The following is a 26,595-nucleotide window of genomic DNA, read 5'->3' as shown; positions in this document are numbered from 1 at the left end:
CGCCTTTTTCGACCTGAAACGCTCAGAAGCTAAAGTCGACTTTGGTCCACAGGGTTCGGCCTGGCTCGTTGACAGCCTTGCCACCCGGATAACCAAAGCCCGCGTTGCCCGCAAGGTTCAGATGCTCGGTGTAATCTTTGCCCAGCACGTTATCGACGCTGGTGCTGATCTTCAGCTGGTTACTGAGCCGATAGCTGCTGTTAAGTGAGACCACGCCAAATCCTGCGCTCTTGCCAAAATCCTGCCCCACCACATTGCCTGTATGAAGGGGTATTCAGCCATATGCGACATAACGGCGCATGCCTTGGCATTCAGCGTATTTTTTAAGTTTGCCGGGAAGGCAGGAAGGCTGCCAGACTGATTAGCCGCCAGCCTTTTCGTTAAACGTACAGAGCATCCCATGATTCATATCCGCCCCATGACCGCCTCCGACTTCGAGGGCTTTTGGCCGACCTTTCAAGCAATCGTCTCTGCCCAGCAGACCTATGCCTATGAACCTGCGACAACCCAAGAGCAGGCACTACAGTTGTGGTTTCACACCCCGCTACACACTTTAGTAGCCGAAGAGGACGGTGTATTGCTCGGCAGTTATTACCTCAAAGCCAACGCTGCAGGCCCGGGCAGTCATGTCAGCAATTGCGGCTATATGGTCAGCGAGGTAGCCCGTGGGCGTGGAGTCGCTCGACAGATGTGCGAACACTCACAGCAATTGGCGCGTGAAAGCGGCTTTTCGGCCATGCAATTCAACTCGGTGGTGGTCAGCAACGAAGTGGCCGTTGCGCTATGGCACTCGCTTGGATTTGAGACAGTCGGACGCATACCCCGCGCCTATCGGCATAAGCAGTTGGGGCTGGTAGATTGTCTGGTGATGTTCAAATGGCTCGCGAACCCTGTAAAAAAATCTTTCCCGGAACAGGCCAGGTTAATCGGTCGCAAGAACATTGAATCCGTCGTTTCGCGCCCGCGCCGGGGTTAGTTGCAATGGCTGATCCGCGATCGGTAGTCGAGTATGTGTTGGCTAAAAGGCCGAGCGGTTTAGCTTAAGATACCCAGACGTATTTCTTAGCGAACAAGTCGGCTCCCACAGAGTGAACTGCGCCCCAAATGTTGGACACCCATCCAACTACCGGGGTGTTTTTCATGGGTAAATATTCAACGCAGTTCAAGCGGTCCGCCATCAATGCTTTCCTTGAGCGCGGTCAAGGTTTTCGTCACATAGCCGCTCAATTTCAGATGGACCCTACGTTGCTCCGTCGTTGGGTGGCGGCCTACGAGCTGCACGGGGAAGCCAGCCTGCAGGGGCGTATGAAGGAACATGGTCCCGAGTTCAAACTGTCCGTTGTCCAGCACATGGAGCGTGAGAAGTTGTCATTTCGGCAAACGGCTGCGATTTTCAATCTGGGCAATTCAACGCAGATAGGCAGATGGCAGCAGCAATATTACAGTGGCGGCATCGAAGCCCTGACGTCAGGGAAAAAAGGCCCACGTAACGTTATGCCAAAGCCCCCCGCCAAGCCCCGCAAACCGGCAGTGCTCACCGACGAAGAGCGCGCCCACAAAGAGTTGCTCGACGAACTTCAGTACCTGCGCATGGAGAACGCCTACCTAAAAAAGTTAAAGGTGTTAGGCGAGGAGGCGATGAGGCGGGACAAAGAAGCGAAGAAAAAGCCTGGGTAGTCACTGAGCTGAGGAGCGATTTTCCAATCGACGCCCTGCTCAAGCTGGTCGGCTTGGCACGCAGTACTTACTACTATCAGGTCAAGGTACTGGCTGCCGGGGATAAATTTGCTCCGCTGAAAGCCTCTATTCAGACTATCCAGGACCAGCATAAGGGCCGCTATGGCTATCGCCGGATGACCGCCACGCTGCTCAAGGGCGGGTGGATAGTGAACAGCAAAACGGTACGCAGGCTGATGGCCGAACTAAACCTCAAGTGCACGGTGCGAGCCAAGAAGTATAAATCGTACAAAGGCCCTGAGGGGCAGGTAGCACCTAACACGTTGGCTCGGCAATTCGAGGCCGACCAGCCGAATGAGAAATGGGTGACCGACGTTACCGAGTTCAAGGTAGCCGGTGAAAAGCTCTACCTGTCGCCGATACTGGACTTGTACAACGGAGAGATCGTGGCGTACCAGACAGACACCAGCCCTCGCTACGCCTTGGTGGGCAACATGCTGGAAAAGGCGTTGAAGCGCTTGCCAGAGGGCGCCAAACCGATGGTGCACTCGGATCAGGGCTGGCAGTACCGCTACCACATCTACCGAAATCGTCTGGAAGAAATGAGCTTGGAACAGAGTATGTCGCGCAAGGGTAACTGCCATGACAATGCCACGATGGAGAGCTTTTTCGGCACACTGAAATCAGAGTTTTTCTACCGGGAGCGCTTCGACAGCGTTGCTCAGTTAGAGGCTGGACTGGATGAATACATCCATTACTACAACCACGAACGTATCAAAATGAAGCTCAACGGCTTGAGTCCAGTGGCATACAGAACTCAGGCCGCGTAGCTTATTCAATCACTGTCCAACATTTGGGGCGCAGTTCAGAGTCCTATTCAGTTGCCCCATTCTTGTCTCGACGACCGCCTTCTAAAATTTTTTTATAAGGAAATCCAATGCCATCTCTTTTTGATCCGTTAAACATCGGCACCGTCTGCGCGCCAAATCGCATATTGATGGCACCGCTAACTCGTGGTCGTGCGACCCGTGAGCACGTACCCACCGAATTGATGATTGAGTATTACTCCCAGCGAGCCAGCGCCGGTTTAATCATCACCGAAGCAACTGGCATCAGTCAGGAAGGTTTAGGCTGGCCGTATGCGCCAGGAATCTGGAACGACGAGCAGGTTCATGCTTGGAAGCAAGTTACAGACGCTGTTCATCAGGCGGGCGGGCATATTGATCTGCAATTGTGGCACATGGGTCGCATCGTCCATCCAAGCTTTCTCGACGGTGCTCAGCCAGTTTCATCGTCGGCTACAACGGCGCCGGGCAGCGCACATACCTATAACGGCAAACAACCCTACGCATTGGCCCGGCCGTTGAGTATTGAGGAAATCAACCGCTTACTTGATGACTACGCCCAGGCTGCTAAAAATGCTATGGCGGCAGGGTTTGATGGTGTGCAAGTGCACGCTGCTAATGGCTACCTGATTGACCAATTTCTACGTGATAACACTAATTTTCGAGAGGATGAATACGGCGGGTCGATAGAGAACCGCATTCGTCTTTTGGTTGAAGTTACTCAGCGAGTCGCCGACACAATTGGCGCCGAGCGCACTGGAGTGCGGTTGTCGCCCAACGGGGACTCCCAGGGTGTCAATGACAGCAATCCGCAAGCCCTGTTTGGTGCCGCAGCGTCTGCCCTCGACAAAATTGGTATCGCTTATCTAGAGCTGCGCGAGCCGCCATTCAATGGCACCTTTGGCAAAGCTGATCAACCACCTATTCATCCGGTGATTCGCAAAGCCTTTAGCCGCGCGCTGTTTTTGAACTCTGATTACAGCTTTGAACGCGCCCAGGCTGCGCTGGCAGCAGGCGAAGCCGATGGCATTGCTTTCGGACGTCCGTTTCTTGCCAACCCTGACTTGCCGTATCGGTTCGCCAACGGCTTGCCACTGAATGCTGACGTCATGCAGACCTGGTATAGCCAAGGGCCTGAAGGCTACGTCGACTATCCTACAGCCGAAGATTGAGCCAGTCGCAGTAAGAAAAAGCGAGCCGTGCTGTCTTAAACCGCTCGCTTTTTTGCCTGTGAATTTTGTATTGCACCCCACACGCCGTCGATAGAACTCATTGAATCGAGTACAAGCGAACCTCGGTATCACCTACCTTTAATTCTTGTTCTTTGCTCCAGTCGCTTGGGATCGAGCGAAATTCATCGGGTTGGTAGCTTCCACTGACCAGCCATACTCGCCCCGTACCCTTGGGCATAACCTGCAGGCGATCAACGTAGATTTTATCCGCGTGCTCGTCGACCAATGTACCGAAGCCGTAGGCATTTGGACGTCCTGAAGTACCGTCCGGCAGCGAAGGCGTATAGAGCAAGGGCTGTACGCCGGTCTTGTTGTAATAAACGTAGCCGAAATACCAGAACAGATCGCTAACCACAATGCGGTCCCCCGCAACGAAGTTTTGATTGACATAGCTGACCAGAACGTCGAACTGATCGTTGTCTACGCTGTAATCGTTCTTTAGGCCGACCATTTCAATGCCCAATACCGCGACCAACAGGCCAATCGCCAGAAAGCGAAAGCGTCGTTCGAGCTGATCAATAGCAACCGCCAGCACCAAAGGTAAGCCAATAGCAGAAAACATTAAGTAGCGCTCGACCAGCAGTGGTGTAACGAAAGACACCGCAAAAATCACTAGCAGCGGTAGAAAGGTATACGCCACCAGTAACCCGTTAAACCGGTAGTGACTGCGGTCTTGCACGACAACCATGATGGCGATTGCCGCGATTGCCAGCGGCACTAATACATAAAGCGCAAACCAAACGTCAGTACCGTCCTTTAACGTCAGAAATTGCCAGATTGCAGACGGTAAAGAGTCCAAGGTGACAGGCGGAATCCAGCCTACATCGCCGCCTACGCGCAACTGATCGAGGTGAGTCAACTGCCCGAGCAAACTAGGAATCCACGGCGCATACAACACCACAATTGCGATGTTTGTCACCCACCATGCTGGCCGCGAGATCAACTTGAGTTTGTCCTCAGACTTACAGCGCAGTGCTAACAGATAGAACCAGTGGGCCAGTACGCATAGGCAGGTAAAGTAATGCGTATAGAAGCTGGCAGTCATCAGCAGCGCATAGATGACCAAATAACGGTGCCGATTGGGATTTTTGACCCAATAAACCAAGGCCACGGTCGCGCCCATCAACCAGAAACCCATCAGAGAGTACATCCGCACTTCTTGGCTGTAGCGCACGGCAATGGGCATCAAGGCCAATAACATTCCACCTAGCACCGCCGCCCTGGGGGTTGTGATTAAGCGCATCAACCAGACCGCGAGTCCTACGGTGGCGATACCGGGTAAAGCGCTCATGGCGCGAATCGAAAAAATACCGTTGCCGAAGATATTCATCCAGGCATGGAGTATCAAGTAATACAAAGGAGGGTGAACGTCGTGCGCGCTGTGATACCAAGTCTGCGCAGGTGAGTACTGACTCATTAGCAGGCTGGAGCCTTCGTCACACCAGATAGCCGTCTGGATTAAACCGTAAAAGCGCGCGATAGATGCCAATGCCAAAATCGGGACGAGCCATAACGCATGTATCCACAGGCTATGGGTCGATAGTGACGAGCGTCTGGTTCCTTCTAGCTGATGGCTATAGAGGGCCTCCCCTAGCTCATAATTTCGTTGTAGCTTCATCCGCCCTCCACCCAAGCCATCAAAATGGTACTGCCATACTCGCCATATCAAGGATTCAAGGCACGGCGCTGCGCATAGCAAATGCGCAGGTAATCGTCACCGACAACGTCTCTGCTGGCTTTGCCGCGATGGTACCTGCGCAGTTATTCCAACGTCCAACTGAGAATAGATTTAACCCGTCCAGGTCACACGTAATGCGCTATTGAGGCTTAATTTCGGAACAAGTTCCGAGCAAATCCATCGAACATGCGCGATCCCATACGTAAACAAGCTTATTTCCAGTCCGACTAAGCGTAGGTACCTTTATCGAGCCGGTCCGCCTAACGTGAGGTAGCGCAGAAATGTCCGGTTCGCTACCAGGAAGTGAAACGCTTGGTCTACTTTGAGCTTTTACCGAGATTGTTGAGCAAATCCGCCTGAACTATCTCGATCCAGTAATTATCAGGATCGCTGATGAAAGCCACATGTTTTTCATGCCTTTGTCCAGACGTTTAACGAATGGCCCTCGTTCGCTCAACTCGCATGGTCAGCTAAACGCACCACTTCCGGTACTTGGCGGGTGGCGAAAGACTTCCCGAACCTGCCGGCCTGGATCTGTAAGACCGTAGGTGGCACCACGACACATTGGGCCGGGGCCAGTTTGCGTTTTCGTGACTATGAATTCCCCGCTTTGCAGACTTATGGCGCTGTCAAAGATGCCGACCTGCTGGATTGGCCTGTCACGTTGGCCGAGCTTGAATCCTATTACGCCGCGCCGAAGACAAGATGGGCGTGACACGCACCAACGACGTTCCGGGTTTGCCTGGCAACAACAATTTCAAAGTGCTGTACAACGGTGCGAAAAAACTCTGCTACACCGAATGTTCCACTGGGCACATGGCGATCAACAACGCACCTCGGGCCGGTCGAGCCTCATGCCAGCAGTTGGGCTTCTGCTTCCAGGGCTGCAAAATGGGCGCGAAGTGGTCAACGCTTTACACCGAAATCCCCGCCGCTGAAGCCACCGACAAACTTGAATGCGTACCCAGGCCCAAGTGCTACGCATTGAGCAAGACGACAAGGGCTTAGCCAGCGCGGTGGTCTACGCCGACGCCAAAGGTCAACTGCATCGGCAAAAAGCACGGGTGGTTGCAGTGGCAGGTAATGCCATGCCAGCAACCGTGTCACCGTTAATGACCAATCCAAAGACCAGTTCGGCATGCCGGTGGCCAATGTCCATTACGACGATCACCCGAATGATCTGGCCATGCGCGAGCATGCGTTCACCCACGGCGAAGCGGTATACAAGGCGGCGGATCTAATGGCGTTGGGGCGTACTTAGTTATCACGTTTAATTTAAGAATGCGTGAGGACTTCGTTACGGCGAGCGCTCAACAATGGAGACCAGTTAGCGAATAACTAACGGCGTGCAACCCACGTTGTACGCTGCTCAAACCCAACGTTCGAAAGGAAGTTCTCATGAAAAAATTATCCGTAGTCGTATTGTCCATGTGCATGGCTTTAGGTGCTGTTGGTAGCGCCTTCGCAGCCGATACCACCAGCGGCGATGCGATGAGCAAGGACAGTATGTCCAAAGACGCCATGAAAAAAGACAACATGAGCAAGGACAGCATGTCCAAAGACGCTATGAAAAAAGACAACATGAGCAAGGACAGCATGTCCAAAGACGCTATGAAAAAAGACAACATGAGCAAAGACAGCATGTCCAAAGACGCCATGAAGAAAGACAACATGAGCAAGGACGAAGCCAAAGACCCAATGTCCCACTGATTTGTTATGCAGGAGCCAACGTGTTGGGGAGCAGGCTTAATCAGGTTCAGTGAGCCTCCCCTAGATTAAGTTGGTTCCTGCAAATAAATGTGATTGCACAGTGGACATCAACTCCTTTTTGTACAGGGCAACACGGTACTCAGTATTAGAATTTAGCGTTATTTGAAATCCCGACTACGCACCTCCAGCCCAGTTAATAGCGGTGTCAGATCCTGCAAGCGTTGGGCGATCAAGTGACGAACACCGTCTTTGGTTTCCAGGCGACCATAGACCTGCAACAAGCGTGAGTTCACCAACACACGACGTTGGCGTTCGGCAAGGTCGTGCCAGACCACCACGTTGATCATCCCGTGTTCATCTTCAAGAGTGACAAAAATCACCCCGCTGGCGGTTTGAGGACGCTGTCGACCCGTCACCAGTCCTGCGGCATTGATGCTGCAGCCGTGCTCAATACTGATCAGCTCTCTTGAGCTGCGGCATCGTCTAGTAGTGAGTTGAATCCGCAGCAAAGCCAATGGATGCGGGCCGAGTGTGGTTCCGAGCGTATTGTAATCGGCGTAAAGGTCTTCGCCCACGGTGGGTAACGGCAACAGCACCTGAGGTTCTTCGGTGGCCGCTTGCTCGGCGAACAGTGGTCGTTGCGCTTCCACACCAGCCACCTCCCAGCGCGCCCGATGCCGATGACCGAGCAAACCGCGTAACGCCCCGGAGTCGGCCAATAATTCTCGGGCATGAAGGTCTAAACGGGCGCGTCCGCACAGGTCGCTGGCATCGACAAACGCCCGCTGTGTTCGAGTGTGTTGGATACGCTGCGCGTCTTCCTCACGAAATCCTCGAACCATGCGCAGGCCAAGGCGAATTGCCAAGTCCCCTGTGCAGGGTTCAAGTGAACAATCCCATTCGCTGTAACGCACATCCACCGGCCGTATTTCAATTTGATGACGACGTGCGTCCTGCAATATTTGATCGGGGCTGTAGAAACCCATGGGCCAACTGTTGATCAGGGCGCAGGCAAAGGCCGCTGGTTCATGGCACTTGAGCCAGCAACTGGCGTACGTCAGCAAGGCAAAACTAGCGGCATGGGACTCCGGAAAACCATAGCTGCCAAAGCCTTTGATCTGCTCGAAGATATGGTTGGCGAATTCCAGGGTGTAGCCATTCTTGAGCATGCCTTCGGTCAAGCGCTTTTGATGCGGTTCAAGCCCGCCGTGGCGTTTCCAGGCAGCCATGGAACGGCGCAATTGGTCCGCCTCCCCCGGCGTGTAATCGGCAGCGACCACCGCCAATTCCATCACCTGCTCCTGAAACAGCGGCACGCCAAGGGTGCGTTCGAACACCGCTTTCAGTTGTTCAGAGGGATAGGTGATTGGTTCTTCTTTATTACGCCGCCGCAAGTACGGATGCACCATGTTTCCCTGAATCGGTCCCGGTCGAACGATGGCCACTTCGATAACCAAATCGTAGAATTTTTTGGGTTTCAAGCGTGGCAGCATGGCCATTTGCGCCCGAGATTCGATCTGGAACACGCCCACCGTGTCAGCACGGCTGATCATGTCGTAGGTGGCGACGTCGTCTTGTTCAATGGTCGCCAATGTCAAGTCATAACCCCGGTAGCGGCGCACTAGATCGAACGTTCGTCGCAAGGCGCTGAGCATGCCCAGTGCCAAAATGTCGATTTTTAGTAGCCCAACCAAATCCAGATCATCCTTGTCCCACTGAATAATAGTGCGGTCAGCCATGGCTGCGTTTTCCACGGGCACCAGGGTTTCTAACGGGTGTTCGGAAATGACGAAACCGCCCGGATGCTGGGACAAATGCCGAGGAAAACCGATCAATTCTCCGGTCAGAGCCAAGACCCGGCGCAGGATCGGGCTGTCGGGCTCGAAACCACATTCACGCAGGCGTTCGGGCGGCGGCAGGTTATCGCTCCAACGGCCAAAACAATCAGCCAGTGCATTAATCTGGTCGGGTGGCAAACCCAGTACTTTGGCTACATCTCGAACTGCCCCGGAACCGTGATAGGTGCTGGCCACGGCAGTCAGCGCTGCTCTGCCTCGGCCATAGCGTTGAAACACATACTGCAAGACTTCTTCGCGACGCTCGTGCTCAAAATCGACATCGATATCCGGCGGTTCGTTGCGCTCTTTGGACATAAAGCGCTCGAACAGCATGTGGCTCACCGATGGGTTTAACTCGGTGATGCCTAAGGCAAAACACACGGCTGAATTAGCGGCTGAACCCCGGCCCTGACACAGAATGGATTGGCTACGGGCGAAGCGGACGATATCGTGCACGGTCAGGAAGTAGCTTTCGTAACCCATTTCACTGATCAGGCTCAATTCGCGCTCGATGAGCGTGCGCGCTTTTTCGGGCATACCGCCGGGCCAGCGGCGAAGCACACCCTCTTCTGTCATCTGCCGTAGCCAAGTGGCCGCAGTATGGTCTTTGGGCACTAGTTCATGAGGGTATTCATAATGCAGCTGGCCCAGATCGAAGTTGCAGCGCTGGGCAATGCGCGTTGTTTCTGCCAACAATTGCGCCGGGTACAGCTCTGCCAATTGCGGTAGTGAACGTAAATGCCGTTCGCCGTTGGGAAATAAGCGATGCCCGGCTTCAGCCACGGTGGTGTGATGACGAATCGCCGTCATGGTGTCTTGCAGGGCGCGTCGACCACGAGCGTGCATGTGGACATCGCCACTGGCCACAGCTGGAATGTTCATTAACTCGGCTAATGCCAAGAGATCGTTCAGGCGCTGAGCATCATCAGGGCCGCGATGCAATTCAACGGCGAGCCATAACCGCTCGGGAAACACGCTGTTCAGCCAATGACCATGCTCTAGACAGGTTTCACTGAGTAAATCCGGTAGCCAGAGCGCCAATAAGCCCTTTAACGGCTCGTAGAAATCTTCACGCAACAGGCGATACTCGCCCTTCTTGGCGCGACGCCGACCGACAGTGATCAACCGGCAAAGGGCCTGATAGCCGCTGAGGTTTTCTACCAGCAGCACCACTGCGGGGCCATTTTCGACGCGCATTTCGCTACCGATGATCATTGGCAAACCGGTTTTCCGCGACGCTTGCCAGGCGCGGACAATACCGGCCAACGTGCATTCGTCGGTAATCGCCAGCGCTTGGTAACTGTGGCGCTGGGCACGTTCGAACAATTCCTTGGCGCTGGAAGCTCCACGTTGAAAACTGAAGTTACTCAGGCAATGCAGCTCGACATATTCAGTGGTCACGGTCGTCATGCAAACCATCCCTGTAATTGCAAGGTGCCGTTTTCCCCTACCGTTTGATAGACCCAGGCACGCTGACCGGAGCGGGTTTCCACCAGAAAATAATCGCGCCGTACATCGCCACCATCCCACCAACCGGACTCGATACGCTCGGGGCCCGCGAGAATACGCACGTCCGACTCGCTCAGCGGCACCGGCTCACGCAATAACCAACCCGGACGCAGAGCCATCAGCAGCGGTCCAGAGGATTTGGTTTCAATGCTCGGTTGCCAAGCGCATTCGGGACGGTGATCGGCATGGGCACGCAAACCGTTGACCGCTTCATCACCCAATCGCGCTCGCAACCGTTCGCGCAGTTGCTCCCAAGGCATTGCCTGCTGAGCACGCTCATCGAATAGCTCACGGCGTGCCGGTATAAAGCCCGGTAGATCACGGGCCAGTAAACGCACCGCACGTACGGGTGATGGGACTTGTATTCGCTCTAGCCGCTCCCGGGCCAACTCAAACAGCATTGCGGTATCACGCTCGGCGCTGAGCAACCCGACCGGCACCACCGTGTCTTGACCCTCAACGTGCTCAAGATGAATCGCAAAGCGCTGAACGCCGCTGTCACGTCCGGCAAGGAACACCGCAAGATCAGAAATCAGACGCTTTAGCGGGAACAACAGTGCCTGATGGGATTCGACATCGAAATTCAGCTCGATACGGGTATCAAAAAAATCGGGTGGCCGGTAACACTCCAGCGTCAAGGCTCGCTCGCCCAGCAGAGTGTCCAGATGCTGTAACACCTGAACCGGGAAGCGCCGCGCCAAGGTATTACGAGGCAAGGCCAGCACGCTCTGCAGTGTGCGCAAACCCATGCGCGAAAAAGCGGTGGACACTTCCCGACTGAGGCCAACGCGGTCGATCGGCATCGGCGCCAAGGCTTCGTACAGCGATTCGCGGGTGGTCACGGCAAGACCATCATGCACATTGGTCAACATCCGCGCCGCCGCTGGGTTGGGTGCGACCACGATTCGATGATGAAAACCCAGGGCATTCAACTCGTCCCGCAGACGCTTTTCGAACACCGTCCACGGTCCAAACAGGCCCAGACTGGATTCGATTTCCATCATCAATACCCGAGGGTATTTCAAGCTGACCTGGGAACTGAACCGGTAGGCCCAGGCCGCCAATAACCGTTGCCAACGGTCGATATCGGCCGGCTCATATTCCACCGTCGCAAAATCGCGGACCAATGCCTGCGCGGCCGCCAACGATTGTCCGGCACGCAGGCCCAACGCCCGCGCAGACGGATTGACGGTCTGCAACATGCGACGTTGGGGGCTACCGGTCAGCAGCGCCAACGGTTGGTCAGGATCGGCGCGACGGCGCATCACGCCGTCGAGCGCCAACTGTGGCAGCAAGACACAGGCCCAGAGCATATGAACCTCAATAATCGATGGAGAACGGGATGGGTGACGTTGGCGTTAGTCCGCCCCGGCATTTGAGAACGCGCAACTGCCGAGGTCGCACATCTATGGCAACTCGTAACGCCGCCGGGGACGGGTTTAATGCTGCGTGAGCAGGTCGACATGCGAAAGCCAGTGTCTGGCCGGTTTCAGCAGCGACTTGCAGTCGACGCAATGCACGATCATCCGCCTGCTTTTGCGGCGGCCAGCACACCACAGCGCCACAGCTGCCGGAACGCAAACATTGCTCGGTCGCCCACAACGCATCGCGAGGACTGGTATCGACCATCGTCAGCCAACGCAAATCAATACCCGCCGCTTGCCAGGCATGGGGATATGGCACATAGGGCGGCGCTATCAACACAATGCGTTCGCCTTTGTCCGCCAACCGCTTGAGGGTTGGCCACAGTAGTTGCAATTCGCCGCTGCCGTCGGCGACTACCAGAATTTCGCTCAGGGCCGAAGCTGGCCAGCCGCCAGTTGGAAGCGCTGCATCCAGTGCAGCGTGCCCGGTGGGTTGTGAGCTGATGGGAGGCGTGATGGACCGGCCTTTCCAGACCCGACGGTCGTCCAGCAGCGCATCGAGACTGACCACTGCGCCCATCATTCGCGCCTGACCAGACCGCAGTAAACGCCTTCGATGGCGAAGTCCTGGGTCGGCGAAACCACAATGGGTTGATATGCGGGGTTGCGCGGTAGCAAACGAAACGTCCCGGCACGGGTTTCCAGGCGCTTGATGGTCACTTCTCCGTCCAGCCGAGCAACGACGATTTGCCCATCCTTGGCCTCAGCACTGCGTAGAACACCCACCAGATCACCGTCGAGAATGCCGTCTTCGATCATCGAATCACCCTGCACCCGCAACAGATAGTCCGGCACCCGCTGAAATGTCCCGCGCTCCAGCACCAACGTGTCATGCAGGCCGATGTCCGGCCCTATTGGCGCACCCGCCGCCACCCGGCCCAACACTGGAATTTCGATCATCTCGGGGCGTTGGCGAGTGCCCGCGTGATGTAAGACCAGCCGAATACCGCGAGCTTGATTAGGGGCAACCTCAATCAAACCGGCTTCAGTCAGGGCCACAATATGTTTGCGCGCTACGCTACGTGAGGCAAAGCCAAAGGCTTCGGCGATTTCAGCCAGGCTCGGGGACTGACCTTGCTGCACGATACGCTCGCGGATAAAGGTCAGAATGGCGGTGCGTCGGGGGGATAAGTTCATGGAGTACATTTGTACTCCTTTCGTGATTTTCTTGCTAGCACCTCTTATCGGTGACGACCATTCAGACCGGGCAAATCGGCGACCTGTTGTTCAAGCCTTAGCCAAAATTTACTCCAATCCATTGCAGCATGGCGCAAATCAGCAACCCCACATGCCCGATACACACAGAGTTTAACGACGGCATCAAATCACAAACTTCGCCACCATCCCGTTCAGGTCAAGCGCCAATCGGGACAATTCGTTGCTGGCTGCGCTGGTCTGGTGAGCACCGGCAGCGGATTGGGTGGCGAGATCACGGATGTTCACCAAATTGCGGTCAACTTCACGCGAGACTTGAGCCTGTTCTTCGGAGGCGCTGGCGATAACAAGGTTGCGTTCATTAATGTGCGATATTGCAACCGTAATCTGTTCCAGCGCCACGCCAGCAGCACGAGCCAGCTCTAACGTTGACTGGGTGCGATCGGTATTTACCAGCATCGATTGCACGGCTTCAGTGGTACCGTTTTGAATCCCGGCGACCATCTGCTCAATTTCCTGGGTCGACTGCGCAGTCCGATGAGCCAATGCGCGTACTTCGTCAGCCACCACCGCAAATCCCCTACCCGCTTCACCAGCACGCGCCGCTTCGATGGCCGCGTTCAAAGCCAGTAAATTGGTTTGCTCGGCAATTGAACGAATGACGTCAAGCACCTTGCCAATATCGCGCCCTTGCACCGCCAAGCCTTCGACCAACAACGTCGTGGTTTGCACGTCCTGGGTCATAGCTTGTATCGCCGAGACCGTTTCCACTACACGATCGCGGCCTACGCAAGCGGTCTGATTGGATTGCTGCGAGGCTTCAGACGTGGAGACTGCGTTGCGTGCAACCTCTTCAACTGCGGCAGTCATTTCATTAACCGCAGTGGCCGCCTGCTCGATTTCGTTGTTCTGCTGTTGCAAGCCACGGGAGGCCTCGTCCGTGACCACACTTAGTTCCTCGGCAGCCGAAGCTAGTTGGGTCGCAGAGCCGGAAATGTGCTGAATGGTTTTACGCAGGTTCTGCTGCATGACTTGCAATGCAGTCAGTAGACGGGCTGGTTCGTCGTGGCCGTCGATGAGTACGGTCTTGGTCAGGTTACCGCCCGCAATGTCTTCAGCCACCTGCAATGCCCGCGTCAACGGGACGACAATGCTACGGGTCAACAACAACGCCAGTAAAACGGTTAACAGCGCGGCGCCGACCGCTACGACAATCACCATGATATTCGCATTATTGTACTCAGCCGTTGCGGTTTCCATAGTTTGCTTCGACGAGTTTTTATTCATGCCGATCAACTGTTTGAGTTGATCGCCAATTAAATCTGAATCGGCTTTCATCCGCGAGTTGATAACGCTGCGCGCTTCTTCAAGTTTTTCAGCACGCGACAGTTCTATCATTTGAGTTTGGGCATGGAGATAGCTGTCTAACGTGGCGCTAAAAGCTTTATATAAAGCAGCCTCCTCGGAAGTCATCGGCAAGGCGGCGTAGTCGGTTTTAGACCGTTGCAGTTTACGCACCAGATCGTCAATGCGACCGGTGCTTTCTTGTAACATAGCCGGTTCGCGATTGAGCAGCATTCGAAAGGAAGTAACGCGCAGGCGGAGTACGTTCTCCGTCACATCACCGAGCAACGTAACGCTGGGCAGAATGTTGAATTGCATTTCGGTGGCCGCCTGGCGAATCACGGTCATGCGGTTCAGCGCAAACACTCCGAGACCTATGAGCAATACAGCTATAAAAGCAAATCCGAGAAACGCGCGTGGTGCGATGTTCATATTTCTTATTGTCACGGGCAGTTCTCGATAAGGTAAGAAATCAGAAACGTTTTATGCACGGGTCATTAATGAGCCCGTTCCGTTCTAGTTGTTTTTAACTCTCTATTGCTTGCGGACTATTCGTTTGAATGTATCCGCATAAACCTAACGGTTTATCGCGTGATGAGTGTTGCGCACGCTGATATAAATACAACGAAAAAGCAGTGAGCGGCGGACTTCAAGCTTTCCAACAACATTACTTGTAGCGACTTTTATCGAGTCGCGCCACCGATTTATATTCCGCCCTTAAACCTGAGCGTCCCGAGGTGTTCTAAGCCACCCCGCGCAAGGGTCTAACCGGGAGAGCGAATCGATTGGGAGTGCTTTCATAACGAATATCCAGCGGCCAGAAGCAGTCATTTGAATGCCAAAACAAACCTTAGAAATATAATTCAACCCATATGAATGACAGCCAATGTTTTTATTGACGCTTGCAGTGAAGAATACTCATGAGAAAACGTCAGAGATTTGACCCGCGTCATAGAATCGAAAAAGTAATTTCAGTCCTGCAAAAAAATCGTTTCGGCCAGCTTATCGGAGTGCTATTTTTAGTGACCTGACGGATCGGCGCAGCGGATGCGTAGCCTTTGCATTGGGCTAGAGACTTGCTCGATTGAATAGGTGGGCCGTATGAACAAAGTAACGTTCCCTAATGCCTGTCAACTGATGCGCTGGCACTTTCACCCCGTCGGGTTTGAAGCCAGCATGGACTCACCCAGCAGCATGGTCGCCCGCCTATTTCATCGCGCCACAGGTGAAACGATCATTGCGATCGCTGCCATTCCCTGCGCAACCGTCATGGACGTTACTGAGGTCGAGCGCATGATCGAGGCCATTGAGTACGAACTTGAATTCTTCGTACCCCCTCAGACGTTAAAAGTGTCCTGAAGCGGCTTCACGCTTTCTGAAGATTAACCTTCTCTCCTGTCGTCGAAAAAAGGCTTGTTACCCGTAATTTTGTCGGACGCTTTGGGAATCATCGCTTTGTCTGCGGCGCCCGCGCTGCTGTTCTTTTCGATATACCAATAGCAATGTCTCACGGCGCGGGTAATGGCAACGTATGCAAGTCGCAGTATTTCGTCCTTCTGGGCGGAATCGAAAGGATCTGCATCGCCCTCCTTACCCAATCCCGCCAAGCGATAGGCTTGGTTTTTGAACGGTGATTGCGTCAAATGCTGGCAATCTCCGAGTAAAAATACAGCGTCAGCCTGCAAGCCTTTGGAGCTGTGATAGGTCAATTGTTTGAAGCGTCGCGACGCAGCCGGTAACCCAGAATCGTAATTAACCAGCGACTGTAAGGCGTCGGAGAACTTGGCTTTTTCATTACTTTTCCGGTACAGCAACAAAATAGAGTCCCCGTCGTTGTAATGTTGGATCAAACGTTCGGTAAGTTCGTCGTCATCACGGTCCAGCACTGTGACTGGCAACAGTTCTTGAACCACGCCACCCGCCTTGGCTTTTTTGCCGGCAATTGCTGGAGCGCTACGGACGATGTGCTCAGCGGCGTCAATAATGTGCTGATGACTGCGGAAGTTATCAATGAGCATCACCTTTGTCGTGGCAGGCGATGCGAACTCCTTGGCGAACTCCATGAAGTATTTTGGAGAACTGCCGCGCCATCCGTAAATCGACTGCCAATCATCGCCTACACAGAGTAACGACGAACGTTGCGCCACCCGGCCCACGTGCAGCGCCGGACCACGACTGCGTATCTCCCGCAGGCTGGCACGAATCCAGGAAACGATTTGTGGCGAAACGTCTTGGAACTCATCGATCATTAAGTGCGACAGCGGCCGCAGCAGCTCATCGCTAATCTGTTTGAGATTCTCCGGTGACGTCTCGCCGAACAAGGCAAACATTCTGTTGTAGGTCATGACCGGTGGTGTTTGCGCCAGCAGGTGCCCTTCGAATGCTTTCCAAAACAGACTCAGGGCTTCAAAGAAATACCGATCCGGGTCATTGGCGGCAAAGCTCATCTGTGCCACGGCGGCGGGTACATCCAGGCCCAGGTTCTCAATAAAGCTGGCAGCGGCGACAAATCCATCCAGCACGGGGGCCGCGCTCAATTCACCTTTCACCTTGTAGTCGAAACCCGGGCCGGCCACTGCCGCCCCCGCCAATGACTGTAAAACGCGTGTGGCGGCATCGTAATTCTCTAGCCATATCACAGGCTTGCGACAGAAAGCTTGAAACAGTGTGCGCTTGATCAGCCATTCAGCCCAGATCGGCAACTTTGCCGACGACCGCTTCATCTGCTGGTTTTCAGACGGGTCAAACCCGAGCACCACCCAGGCGTCAAGTTCGGCAATGTAGCCATGGAAATGAAACGAAAAGCCATTTATTTCAACGGTTTGACGCATAGGCTCAATGCCGTTTATAGGCCATGCGTTGGCGTGGATCCACAGGTCTTCAATGGTGTCGCACAGCGCTTCGTCGCGCTTCGCGGAGAGTTCGGTCACAACGACGCGTTTTTGCACGTCGGGATGCTCACGGTCGAGTTCCTTGAGTTGCAGGGCGTGGCGAAGCAGCTGTGCCATGACCTCCCGAAACCGTTCGTTAATCGCGTACAGATCTCGATAGCACAGGTTCAATTGCTGGCGTTGGGCGTCATTGATTCGCAAATCGAAGGGGTTGCTGTCTGCGCCTTCTTCCTGGCCTGCCGACACCGCTTGGTTACTGAGATTCTCGAAAGCCCGCAATTGACTGAAACCCGGCATGCTGCGCACCAGCGGCAAAATCCGGGAGTGAAAAGTCCGCACCAGGTCCCGGCCTTCTTTCACGCTGAGGGTGTGACCCCAGAGTCCCATAATCTCGATCAGCTTATTAATGAAGTCTTTGCGCGACTCACGGGTGAAGGTCACCACCGTCATCGAACTGAGTTCAAAGCCCAGGTAGTGGCTCAATAGCAGGATGCGCAATACCAACGACGTTGATTTCCCCGCGCCGGCACCGGCAATTACATAGGTGGACGGCGTATCGCTGAAGATCATCTTCCATTGCGCGGCACTGGGCTGAACTTGATGTGGAAGCTTCAGCACCACATCGGCTTTGATGCGTTTTTTCAGCTCCGGCGTCAGGGCCAGGCGCCAGTCATAAAACAGGTGATCATCAATGCGCGGCCCACGGTGTTCGGTGGGCCGAGTGTCGCGGATCAGCAAAACCTGCCGCCCTTCTTCCTCGCCATCCAGCCGGCCCTCCGCGTAACCTTCAGTCATGCCTTGAGCATGGCCGTTGAGGTAGCCATCGGCATGCCCTTGTGACCAGGACGGCACGTGTTGCGCGCTCAGCTGACTCAGGCTGCGGCCCATGAGTCGCGCCAGCAGGCGTTTGGTCCAGGGAAGTTTATCGGGAGGAGAAAGATCAGCAGGCAATTGATGCGGCACGCGGGCTCCAGGTGTCAGTTGTGAGCTAATGAGCGGCTATGGTGGTCCCATTTAGCGGCGACTTCTAGTGAAATGCTTTGTGATCAGCGCGTTAGCGGATCAACCATAGGTAAAGTCGAGAGATGAGGTCAATAGTCCCTATTCATTTAATCGAATTAATAGATTGTTTTGGTGCGAAATTCACGCTGTTTAACGACCGTAAGTTGATAGATGATGCTTGCCATCATCCACACCAACGTTCAGCAGCACTGATGCCAATAGCCCGGTTCTGCTGTGGAGGCCATAACCATGCTCGAATTAAGACCTTTCAACACTTTGGGCGGCGCCGACCACGGCTGGCTGAACGCCCATCACCATTTCTCGTTTGCTGAGTATTACGACCCTAAACGCATGAACTGGGGTCAATTGCGGGTGTGGAATGATGACGTGATTGCGGCAGGCACCGGGTTTCCAAAACACCCGCACCGCGACATGGAGATCATCACTTATGTGCGTGAAGGTGCGATCACCCACGAAGACAGCCTTGGTAATAAAGGCCGCACCGAAGCCGGCGATGTTCAGGTGATGAGCGCAGGCACCGGAATTGCCCACAGCGAGTACAACAAGGAGTCCACAGAGACCCGGATCTTTCAGATATGGATCGTGCCCGACGAGACCGGCTCAGCGCCGTCCTGGGGTGCCAAACCTTTTCCCAAGGGCGACCGTGAAGGTTTCGTGACGCTGGCCAGCGGTAAGGTTGGCGATGACCAAAGCTTGCGTATTCGTGCTGACGCTCGATTGGTAGCGGCCAACCTGAAGGCGGGTGAGACCGCTGAATACAGCTTGGATGCAGGCCGTCGTGCGTATTTGGTGCCAGCGACCGGTGTTGTTGAAGTCAATGGACTGCGGGCGGTGGCACGGGACGGCGTGGCGGTAGAACATGAACGTATTTTGACCGTAACGGCCATTGAGGACAGCGAAGTGATCCTGGTGGATGTGGCGTAATCGTGTGTAAACGCAAAAAGGGACGGCATCCGCCGTCCCTTTTCATCCGCGCTAGCTCGTGTCGCTTAAACCGCGATGGCTGCGTCCACCAGCACTTGAGCTTCGGCCACCAAGCGTTTGAGGTGGTCTTCACCGAGAAAGCTTTCCGCGTAGATTTTGTAAATATCTTCGGTGCCCGAGGGGCGTGCCGCAAACCAGCCGTTTTCGGTCATAACTTTCAAACCGCCAATAGCTTGATCGTTCCCTGGTGCGTGGCTGAGGATGCTCTGAATGGTTTCACCAGCCAGCTCCGTAGATTTCACCTGACCAGGAGACAGTTTACCCAGCAATGCTTTTTGCTCCGGACTAGCCTTGGCTTCGACCCGGGTCGAAAACGGGTCGCCCAGCTCTTCAGTCAACGCATGGTAAATTTCGCTCGGGTCACGGCCTTTGCGCGCGGTTATTTCTGCGGCCAACAGCGCTGGGATCAGGCCATCTTTATCCGTCGTCCAAACACTGCCGTCTTTGCGCAAGAACGATGCTCCGGCACTTTCTTCTCCGCCAAAGCCGAGAGAGCCATCGAACAAACCGTCAGCAAACCATTTAAAGCCCACCGGCACTTCATACAAGCGGCGGCCTAAACGTTTGGCCACGCGATCAATCATGCCGCTGCTGACCACGGTTTTGCCGATGGCTGCATCGGCGCGCCATTGCGGACGGTTCTGAAACAGGTAATCGATGCTGACAGCCAGGTAGTTGTTCGGCGCCAGCAAGCCCCCGGTCGGAGTCACGATGCCGTGGCGGTCATGGTCCGGGTCGCAGGCGAAAGCCACCTGGAAACGATCTTTAAGACCGATCAAGCCTTGCATGGCAAAACTCGACGACGGGTCCATCCGAATACGACCGTCCCAATCGACACACATAAAGCGGAACGTCGGATCGACTTCTTTATTCACCACTTCCAGGTTCAGGTTGTAGTGCTCGCCGATGGCCGACCAGTAATGCACGCCGGCGCCGCCCAGAGGGTCAACACCCAAACGCAGGTTGGCACCGCGAATAGCGTCCATGTCGATCACATTTTTCAAGTCAGCGACGTAGGTATTCAGGTAATCGTGGCGGTGAGTGGTGTCAGCGAGGAGGGCTTTTTCATAGGTCATCCGCGTAACGCCCAGCACTTTCTCAGCCAACAGCTCGTTAGCCTTGGCCTCGATCCACTTAGTGATGTGAGTGTCAGCCGGGCCGCCATTGGGCGGGTTGTACTTAAAACCGCCACTTTCAGGCGGGTTGTGTGAAGGAGTGATCACGATGCCGTCCGCAAGCCCATGGGTGCGGCCACGGTTGTAGCAAATGATGGCGTGGGATATCGCTGGTGTGGGAGTGTATTCGTCGTTTTCGGCGATCATGACCTGCACGCCATTGGCAGCCAACACCTCTAGTGCCGTGACGCTGGCCGGGGTCGACAACGCGTGGGTGTCGAAGCCGAGGAACAATGGACCGTCAATGCCGTTTGCCTGTCGGTACAGACAGATCGCCTGACTGATTGCCAACACATGCCATTCGTTGAAGCTCAATTCAAACGAGCTGCCGCGATGGCCAGACGTACCGAAAGAAACGCGCTGGGTGGAAACCGATGCGTCAGGCTGGCCGGTGTAATAGGCCGTCACCAATCGTGGAAGATCGACCAACAGTTCTGCGGGCGCTGGTTTGCCGGCAAATGGACTGAGACTCATACGAAACCTCCATGGATGAAACCATTACAAAATGAGTGGGCCTGCTAAACGCAATCCGCATAAACAAATGACGAAACAGGTCGTGGCGCGGCAGTTTACTGGCAGTTTGACCGCAATGCTTAGCTATCTATCCGCAAGCTCTTGAGGGGATTTACAACTGCCACCATGCGGGGAGTAGTTTCTGCACCTTGCGCTCGGCAAATCGGTCATCTATTAGCATCACGACGCCGCGATCCTCTATCCCTCGAATTACTCGGCCGGCGGCCTGCACAACTTTTTGCAGACCGGGATAAAGGTAGGTGTAATCGTAACCCGCGCCGAATAGCACCGACATGCGCTGCTTAAGTTGTTCATTGACCGGGTTCAGTTGGGCCAGACCCAAGGTCGCGATAAACGCCCCAATCAAGCGAGTGCCCGGCAGGTCAATGCCTTCACCAAAGGCCCCGCCCAATACGGCGAAACCAATGCCTTGGCTGCTCACGGTGAATTTATCGAGAAAGGCCTGTCGTTCAGCTTCCGCCATGCCTCGCGATTGCAGCCATAGGGTCAGGTGTGGATGGCGTTCGCGCATTAAGTCGGCAACTTGCTGCAAATATTCGAAGCTGCTGAAGAACGCCAGGTAATTTCCAGGTTGTTTGAGAAACTGCTCGGCGATCAATTCGACGATGGGCGCGAGGGACGCCTTGCGATGGACAAAACGGGTTGAAATTTGATTGATGATGCGCACGTCCAACTGCTCACGGGAGAACGGTGACTCGACATCGACCCACGCGGTACTCGGTGGCAGCCCTAACAGGTCGGCGTAGTAATGCCGCGGACTCAAGGTTGCCGAGAACAACACCGTACTGCGCGCGGTGGTGAGACGAGGACGGATAAACGCCGCCGGCACTACGTTACGCAAGTTCAATTGCGACAGGCTGCGGGTGTCCTTCAGCTCACGTTTATTGATGTCGAAGACGAAGTGGTCATCAAACAGCTCGGCGATTCGCGAAAACTGGATCGCTTCGAAGTAGAAGCTCTGTAAAACCCCGTCGACCGCATGCGGGTGCTCATTGAAGTAATCGCCGATGGCTGCGATGCACAGGCTTAGGCTTTGCAGAAATCTGCCCGGCGTGTCCGGGTAGGCTTGATAGCCTGAGTCCTGCTCTTTATGTAGGGCACTCCAATCGCGGTCGAGTCGCTCCAGAGTTTTTCCCACCGATGTGGGGGCGCTGGGTCGAATGGCGTTCAGGCTCTGCTGGTCGAGGCTGGCGCTGTACATCTGCCTTGAGCGTTCAACCATGTTGTGCGCTTCGTCGACCAGCACTGCCACTTGCCATTGATTGAGCTGGCAGAGCCCGAACAACAAGGCGCTGAGGTCGAAATAATAGTTGTAGTCGGCGATGACCACGTCGGCCCAACGTGCCATCTCCTGACTCAGGTAATACGGGCAGACTTGATGCTGTAGCGCAACGTCACGTAATCCGGCCTGATCGAGCCAAGGGTTAGTCAACGCCGCGCTTCGAGCTGCCGGTAATCGATCGTAAAAACCTTTGGCCAACGGGCAGGAATCGCCATTGCACGCTTTGTCCGGGTGCTCACACGCTTTGTCACGCGCCACCATTTCCAGCACGCGCAAGGTCAGTTCTGGTGCGCTGTGGCGAATGACTTTCAAGGCGTCCAGCGCCAACTTGCGGCCTGGGGTTTTGGCGGTGAGGAAGAATATTTTGTCGAGCTTCTGTCCGGGGGCAGCTTTGAGCATCGGGAACAACGTGCCTACGGTCTTACCAATGCCCGTCGGCGCTTGCGCCATCAGGCAGCGCCCGGTGCTGACGGCCTTGTAAACCGATTCGGCCAATGCCCGTTGCCCAGTCCGAAACGTCGGATGAGGAAACGCCATCGTTCCCAGTAACTCATTGCGCGCCTGAGTGTGCGCCATTTCCTGACGCGCCCAACGCAGAAACACTGCGCACTGCTCGTTGAAAAACGTTTGCAGTGAAAGCGCCGTGTGCTGTTCGCGAAATGTGGTTTCTTCCTCGCTGACGACGTTGAAGTAAACCAGTGCGACGCGGACTTCATTGAGCTCAAGCTGTTGGCAGAGCAGCCAGCCATACATCTTTGCCTGGGCCCAATGCAATTGCCGATGGTTAGCGCGCATGGCACTCAAGTCACCGCGGTAAGTCTTGATTTCTTCAAGCTGATTCAACGCGGGGTTATAGCCGTCTGCCCTACCCCGGACCTTGAGGTGCAGGTACTCGCCACTGAGAGCAATTTCCGATTCATAACCATCGCCGCGTCTCGCCACGACCGTACGGTGGCCAGCCATACCTTCCAGAGCCGTCGGCGCTGGTGTAAAGCGCAAGTCGAGGTCGCCTACCTTAGCCGTGAACTCGCACAAGGTACGAACAGCGACTGTATAGCGAGTGTCGTCGGTAGGATTGATGATCACTGGAGAAAGACGGCCATTGCTGCCAATACTGGATAGGCGTACAGATAACAGTTAACGCCCGATGCTGGCAAATAAATTTGGATCGATGGCGGCCGTAGGCATGCCCCGACTCGTTTGACCTGCTTTCTATAGACGCTCAACACGCAGCGCATGATTTAACGTATCCAACGCCATAGCGATGTCTTCGGTCCAGTCGAAGGCGAAGCTTATTCTTAGGTTTTGTTGATGCAACCCTTGGAGACTGAAGATTTCGCCGGGCGCAATAGAGATCCGCTGTTTGAGAAGACGATCAAACACTTGGCGCATATCCACCGGCTGAACGCTTTCGGCCCAGATACCTGCCCCACCTGCGGGCAAGTTAAATCGCAAGTTGCCACCAACGTGCTCTTTGAGTAGCGTTGCCATCATCATCATCCGATCCTCCAATAGGCGCTTCAGCCCCGTAATGTGCGGGTCAATACGACCGGTACTGTACAGTCGGGCGATGGCCTTTTGACGAATAGGCGACAGCCGAAATGAGCGAATAAGAAAGTGCCGCTGTAATTCAGCTCCAAGGTATTTACATAATAAATATCCATAGGGTGCTTCCGGCCCGATGATCTTTTCGAAGGCTGAAAACACCATCAATTTTTGGGGATTGATCCAATCGCGCAATCGGCTCGCTGATGGATCGAAGCAGAGTTCGCCATGACTATCATTCTCCAGCACCCATATGCCGTACTGATTCAATAGGTCGGCCAGTTGTCGACGATTCTCCACCGCAGTCAGCCCGGTTAGCGTGCTGACACGTGATGGCAGCAATGCCAAACCAATAGTATTGTTACTGAGAAGGGTCTTAAACCAGTCCAGATCGACGCAGCTGTTACGGTCAAGAGGCATCTCGATTACGCGGATGTTGAATGACTGCAGCACGCGCAAAATAGTCCATGAGCATGGTGATTCCACCAACACCACCCCGCCGCGAAGTGCCAATACGCTGAGGACCATTTTTAGTATCGCGCTCATATCCGCACCAACATAGACATCTTCTGAGCACCAGAAATGCGCCGCGCAGTTGGTGTAACGGTCCGCCAGCGCAGTACGCAGCTCAATTTCACCAAAAGGCTGAAACAACGGATTGGTGCGGCGTGGGTAATGCCGAATCAACTCACGCTCAACCATCAGCAGCGGATTCTCCAATGACGACAGCACTGTCGGGGCGTCATGGCTCAGCACAAGCATGCCAGGGCTCCGGGAATAGGCATACAACGTCTCCAGCAGATCCCCGCCATTGTGGAGGACGTGACGATCAACGCGCGGCAGCGTGAAATACCCGGATTTGGGTACCGAGCACACCCGGCCCTCCTTTTCTAGCAGGCAGTAAGCATACTGAACCGTGGAAACTGAAACTTTCAGGCGTCCGGAAAGGTGCCGCAACGAGGGCAATTTGGCCGTAGTGCCGCACTGCACATTGTCGATCAGGCGATTGAGGTATTGGTACACCGCCTGATACGCAAAGTGAGGCACGGTTTTCACGATCAAAAGATCTCCTCGATAGCGGGTGACCGGGGGCGGGTGGCCTTTATGGAAATCAATTCCACTCAGCGCCCGGACACTGTTTCAGCCAGTAGCTCACCCGTTTCGGCATCCACCGTAATGAGTCGACGCTTGTCCGGATCGCCTGCACGAACCCTCGCAATCAACGAGGATGAATCACTAAAATTCACCCGCGATTTGCCATACAGCGATTGCAAGCCGACCTTGCTCAAGCCGCTGATGTCGATCAGCCATTGAGTAACGTGCTCCGGTACAGGCAACCCCATGAGGGCTTTGTGCAGGTCGGGCAAAGCAACAAGCATCCCGGGATGGCAACGACGTAGAAAGGCTTCAAGGGAAAAACCCGAATCGACAAAGGGGGCGAATAGCAGGCATACCAGCTGAGCTTCGTTCAGGCCAAATGCATCTAAAGCATGGGACGCTGAAAGCACCCGCCGCGCCTCAATTTTTGCAGAGTTGTCATAAGCGGCCATCGCTTGGTCAATTAACTGCTCGGGCATTCTTTTGCTGCGCATCATGGCTTTCGCAATTATCAGGTATTGCTTGACGCCTTCTTGGTAAGTGAGATCACTCACATACTGGGCCTGCAGGCCGCGCATATGCGCCATCAGCATCGGGTTAGCGCAATCTGACTCACTGAAATTAAATGAGAGATCGTCAAACCGGAAGTTCAGAAACTCAGTCAATAACGGCCAGTGATCCTCGGCATTACAGCTCACCAGATCAAACAGGGTGAGGAACGCGGGAACAATGGCCTTATTGGGGTAAGCCCAAGTTCGACTACCGGCCTCATCGCCCTCGCCGTAGAGCTCTTGATAATAAGCTTGCCCTACTGCGCTAACGGTTTTAAGCACGCCGTTGAAACTTTGGTTGCGCCAATCCGAGGCAGGAAGTTCAAGCCCCTCAGCCAAGCGCATGACCCAGGCCATGTATTGTTTTTGCTCCTTGCGAGAATCGCCGCTGACCAACGAATCGATGCCGGTTCCCCAGCAGGCAGCGCGCCCAAAAAAATCCGCCAGCCCCAGGTAACAACTATTGCAGAAGGTTGCGCGGCCATCGCCAGCCGTCATGTGGCCGGTTAGTAACATATCCGCACGGTTACGCTCGCGGCCCGCTGCAGAAAATGAGGTCTCGACATTAAAGGGCCTGACGAGTTGTTGGTCCACCATCAGCACTTCGACACGTGGGTCGTCATAAAGAAACAGGGCCGAATAACTGCGGTGAATATTTTCAATCACCGCCGACGTCATGCCAGCGTGGCGCAGGGTTGCAACCCGAAGGGAGAAGGTAGTTGGCGACCGGTTGGCGATACTCAATTGAGCGGCACGTAAAAATGCCACGGTGTAGGCGCTGTCCTTTCCACCGCTGAATGCAACCATTACTTTATAAGTGCCGATACGTTCAACACCGCCAGCGGACACGATTAAACGTTGGATAAACAATTGCAGAGCTGTTCGCTCGGCGCGGGAGAAGTAACTGGTCAACCGCTGCAATACTTGTTGATAAACGTAATTCATTGCCTGTTCATGAATAGAACTCATAGCGCAATACCGTTGCAATAATAACCAGTTTTCAAGCTATAGAGAGTGCCCGTCCTGCACCCACGGCGCATGTTAGAGGAGAGAAGTTGGGGGCGGGATGACGGACTGGAAGGGTATTGTTGTTGGACCAT

General features: G+C 54.6%; 19 protein-coding genes and 4 pseudogenes. 9 read left to right on the top strand and 14 right to left on the bottom strand.

The annotated features are described in order from the left end of the window. Window positions 1-22: 22 nt before the first annotated feature. Window positions 23-259, bottom strand: a pseudogene (locus RGW60_RS07405) (TonB-dependent copper receptor); the annotation flags it as partial. Between the two features lie 141 nt (window positions 260-400). On the opposite strand from RGW60_RS07405, the gene RGW60_RS07400 reads away from it, so the two are divergent. The 3 genes from RGW60_RS07400 (at window position 401) to RGW60_RS07390 (ending at window position 3,694) form a co-directional block, all read left to right on the top strand. Continuing rightward, complete coding sequence (locus RGW60_RS07400; protein ID WP_322203497.1) at window positions 401-976, top strand: GNAT family N-acetyltransferase; 576 nt, start codon at window positions 401-403, stop codon at window positions 974-976. Window positions 977-1,140: 164 nt separating this feature from the next. Next, window positions 1,141-2,507, top strand: a protein-coding gene (locus RGW60_RS07395) for an IS3 family transposase (RefSeq protein WP_416194835.1) whose coding sequence is annotated in 2 segments (ribosomal slippage) — window positions 1,141-1,617 and window positions 1,620-2,507 — 1,365 coding nt in all. Because the reading frame shifts where the segments join, the coding sequence is not laid out codon by codon here. Window positions 2,508-2,614: 107 nt separating this feature from the next. Continuing rightward, a complete protein-coding gene (locus tag RGW60_RS07390; protein ID WP_322203496.1) occupies window positions 2,615-3,694 on the top strand; it encodes an alkene reductase in 1,080 nt (359 codons plus the stop codon). Window positions 3,695-3,791: 97 nt separating this feature from the next. On the opposite strand, the gene RGW60_RS07385 is transcribed toward RGW60_RS07390, so the two are convergent. Continuing rightward, window positions 3,792-5,372, bottom strand: a complete 1,581-nt coding sequence (locus RGW60_RS07385; protein ID WP_322203494.1) for a glycosyltransferase family 39 protein — start codon at window positions 5,370-5,372, stop codon at window positions 3,792-3,794. Between the two features lie 377 nt (window positions 5,373-5,749). Continuing rightward, window positions 5,750-5,871 (bottom strand): annotated as a pseudogene (locus RGW60_RS07380) (lactoylglutathione lyase); the annotation flags it as partial. A 60-nt stretch (window positions 5,872-5,931) separates the two neighbouring features. On the opposite strand from RGW60_RS07380, the gene RGW60_RS07375 reads away from it, so the two are divergent. The 4 genes and pseudogenes from RGW60_RS07375 (at window position 5,932) to RGW60_RS07360 (ending at window position 7,142) form a co-directional block, all read left to right on the top strand. Next, window positions 5,932-6,147, top strand: a complete 216-nt coding sequence (locus RGW60_RS07375) for a hypothetical protein (RefSeq protein WP_322203492.1) — start codon at window positions 5,932-5,934, stop codon at window positions 6,145-6,147. Beyond that, window positions 6,138-6,440, top strand: a complete 303-nt coding sequence (locus tag RGW60_RS07370; protein ID WP_322203490.1) for a hypothetical protein — start codon at window positions 6,138-6,140, stop codon at window positions 6,438-6,440. Before RGW60_RS07375 ends, RGW60_RS07370 begins: the two co-directional genes overlap by 10 nt. A 94-nt stretch (window positions 6,441-6,534) precedes the next feature. After that, a pseudogene (locus tag RGW60_RS07365) lies at window positions 6,535-6,693 on the top strand (hypothetical protein); the annotation flags it as partial. Window positions 6,694-6,830: 137 nt separating this feature from the next. After that, window positions 6,831-7,142 (top strand): pentapeptide MXKDX repeat protein, encoded by a 312-nt coding sequence (locus RGW60_RS07360; protein ID WP_322203487.1) that lies wholly within the window; start codon window positions 6,831-6,833, stop codon window positions 7,140-7,142. 158 nt (window positions 7,143-7,300) lie between these two features. Here RGW60_RS07360 and RGW60_RS07355 read toward each other — a convergent pair whose 3' ends face one another. From RGW60_RS07355 to RGW60_RS23740, 6 genes and pseudogenes are all read right to left on the bottom strand, one after another. Continuing rightward, the gene (locus tag RGW60_RS07355; RefSeq protein ID WP_322203486.1) at window positions 7,301-10,399 is read right to left on the bottom strand and encodes an error-prone DNA polymerase; all 3,099 of its coding nucleotides are present in this window, start codon (window positions 10,397-10,399) and stop codon (window positions 7,301-7,303) included. Then, the gene (locus tag RGW60_RS07350) at window positions 10,387-11,802 is read right to left on the bottom strand and encodes a DNA polymerase Y family protein (protein ID WP_322203485.1); all 1,416 of its coding nucleotides are present in this window, start codon (window positions 11,800-11,802) and stop codon (window positions 10,387-10,389) included. The genes RGW60_RS07355 and RGW60_RS07350 overlap by 13 nt, the downstream gene beginning before the upstream one ends. 7 nt (window positions 11,803-11,809) lie before the next feature. Further along, window positions 11,810-12,433: a translesion DNA synthesis-associated protein ImuA gene (gene imuA, locus RGW60_RS07345; RefSeq protein WP_322203483.1), complete on the bottom strand. Its 624-nt coding sequence runs from the start codon at window positions 12,431-12,433 to the stop codon at window positions 11,810-11,812. Beyond that, window positions 12,433-13,059, bottom strand: coding sequence for a transcriptional repressor LexA (gene lexA / locus RGW60_RS07340; protein ID WP_322203481.1), 627 nt, complete (start codon window positions 13,057-13,059; stop codon window positions 12,433-12,435). Before lexA ends, imuA begins: the two co-directional genes overlap by 1 nt. A 174-nt stretch (window positions 13,060-13,233) precedes the next feature. Beyond that, the gene (locus RGW60_RS07335) at window positions 13,234-14,328 is read right to left on the bottom strand and encodes a methyl-accepting chemotaxis protein (protein WP_407074049.1); all 1,095 of its coding nucleotides are present in this window, start codon (window positions 14,326-14,328) and stop codon (window positions 13,234-13,236) included. Window positions 14,329-14,364: 36 nt separating this feature from the next. Continuing rightward, window positions 14,365-14,844: pseudogene (locus tag RGW60_RS23740) on the bottom strand (MCP four helix bundle domain-containing protein); the annotation flags it as partial. A gap of 669 nt (window positions 14,845-15,513) precedes the next feature. Between RGW60_RS23740 and RGW60_RS07330 the strand changes: the two are divergent. Beyond that, the gene (locus RGW60_RS07330; protein ID WP_322203478.1) at window positions 15,514-15,771 is read left to right on the top strand and encodes a DUF1652 domain-containing protein; all 258 of its coding nucleotides are present in this window, start codon (window positions 15,514-15,516) and stop codon (window positions 15,769-15,771) included. 23 nt (window positions 15,772-15,794) lie between these two features. Here the strand turns inward: RGW60_RS07330 and RGW60_RS07325 are convergent, their stop codons facing one another. Further along, window positions 15,795-18,191, bottom strand: a complete 2,397-nt coding sequence (locus RGW60_RS07325) for a UvrD-helicase domain-containing protein (protein WP_322206864.1) — start codon at window positions 18,189-18,191, stop codon at window positions 15,795-15,797. 363 nt (window positions 18,192-18,554) lie between these two features. Here RGW60_RS07325 and RGW60_RS07320 point away from each other — a divergent pair, with 363 nt between their 5' ends. Next, window positions 18,555-19,250, top strand: a complete 696-nt coding sequence (locus RGW60_RS07320; protein WP_322203476.1) for a pirin family protein — start codon at window positions 18,555-18,557, stop codon at window positions 19,248-19,250. A 65-nt stretch (window positions 19,251-19,315) separates the two neighbouring features. On the opposite strand, the gene pgm is transcribed toward RGW60_RS07320, so the two are convergent. From pgm to RGW60_RS07300, 4 genes are all read right to left on the bottom strand, one after another. After that, on the bottom strand, window positions 19,316-20,959 hold the full coding sequence (gene pgm / locus RGW60_RS07315) for a phosphoglucomutase (alpha-D-glucose-1,6-bisphosphate-dependent) (RefSeq protein ID WP_322203474.1): 1,644 nt from the start codon (window positions 20,957-20,959) through the stop codon (window positions 19,316-19,318). Window positions 20,960-21,110: 151 nt separating this feature from the next. After that, window positions 21,111-23,384 carry an ATP-dependent DNA helicase gene (locus RGW60_RS07310; protein WP_407074048.1) on the bottom strand — a complete coding sequence of 758 codons (2,274 nt, stop codon included), beginning with the start codon at window positions 23,382-23,384 and terminating at the stop codon, window positions 21,111-21,113. 129 nt (window positions 23,385-23,513) lie between these two features. Continuing rightward, a complete protein-coding gene (locus RGW60_RS07305; protein WP_322203470.1) occupies window positions 23,514-24,902 on the bottom strand; it encodes a PLP-dependent aminotransferase family protein in 1,389 nt (462 codons plus the stop codon). Between the two features lie 65 nt (window positions 24,903-24,967). Beyond that, window positions 24,968-26,464, bottom strand: a complete 1,497-nt coding sequence (locus RGW60_RS07300; RefSeq protein ID WP_322203469.1) for a hypothetical protein — start codon at window positions 26,462-26,464, stop codon at window positions 24,968-24,970. Window positions 26,465-26,595 lie beyond the last annotated feature (131 nt).

Origin of the sequence: Pseudomonas sp. AB6 (assembly GCF_034314105.1) — a bacterium.
Classification (GTDB): Bacteria; Pseudomonadota; Gammaproteobacteria; order Pseudomonadales; family Pseudomonadaceae; genus Aquipseudomonas.
Note: the sequence above shows the minus strand (reverse complement) of the source record. Positions and strands in the feature narration are given on the sequence as shown.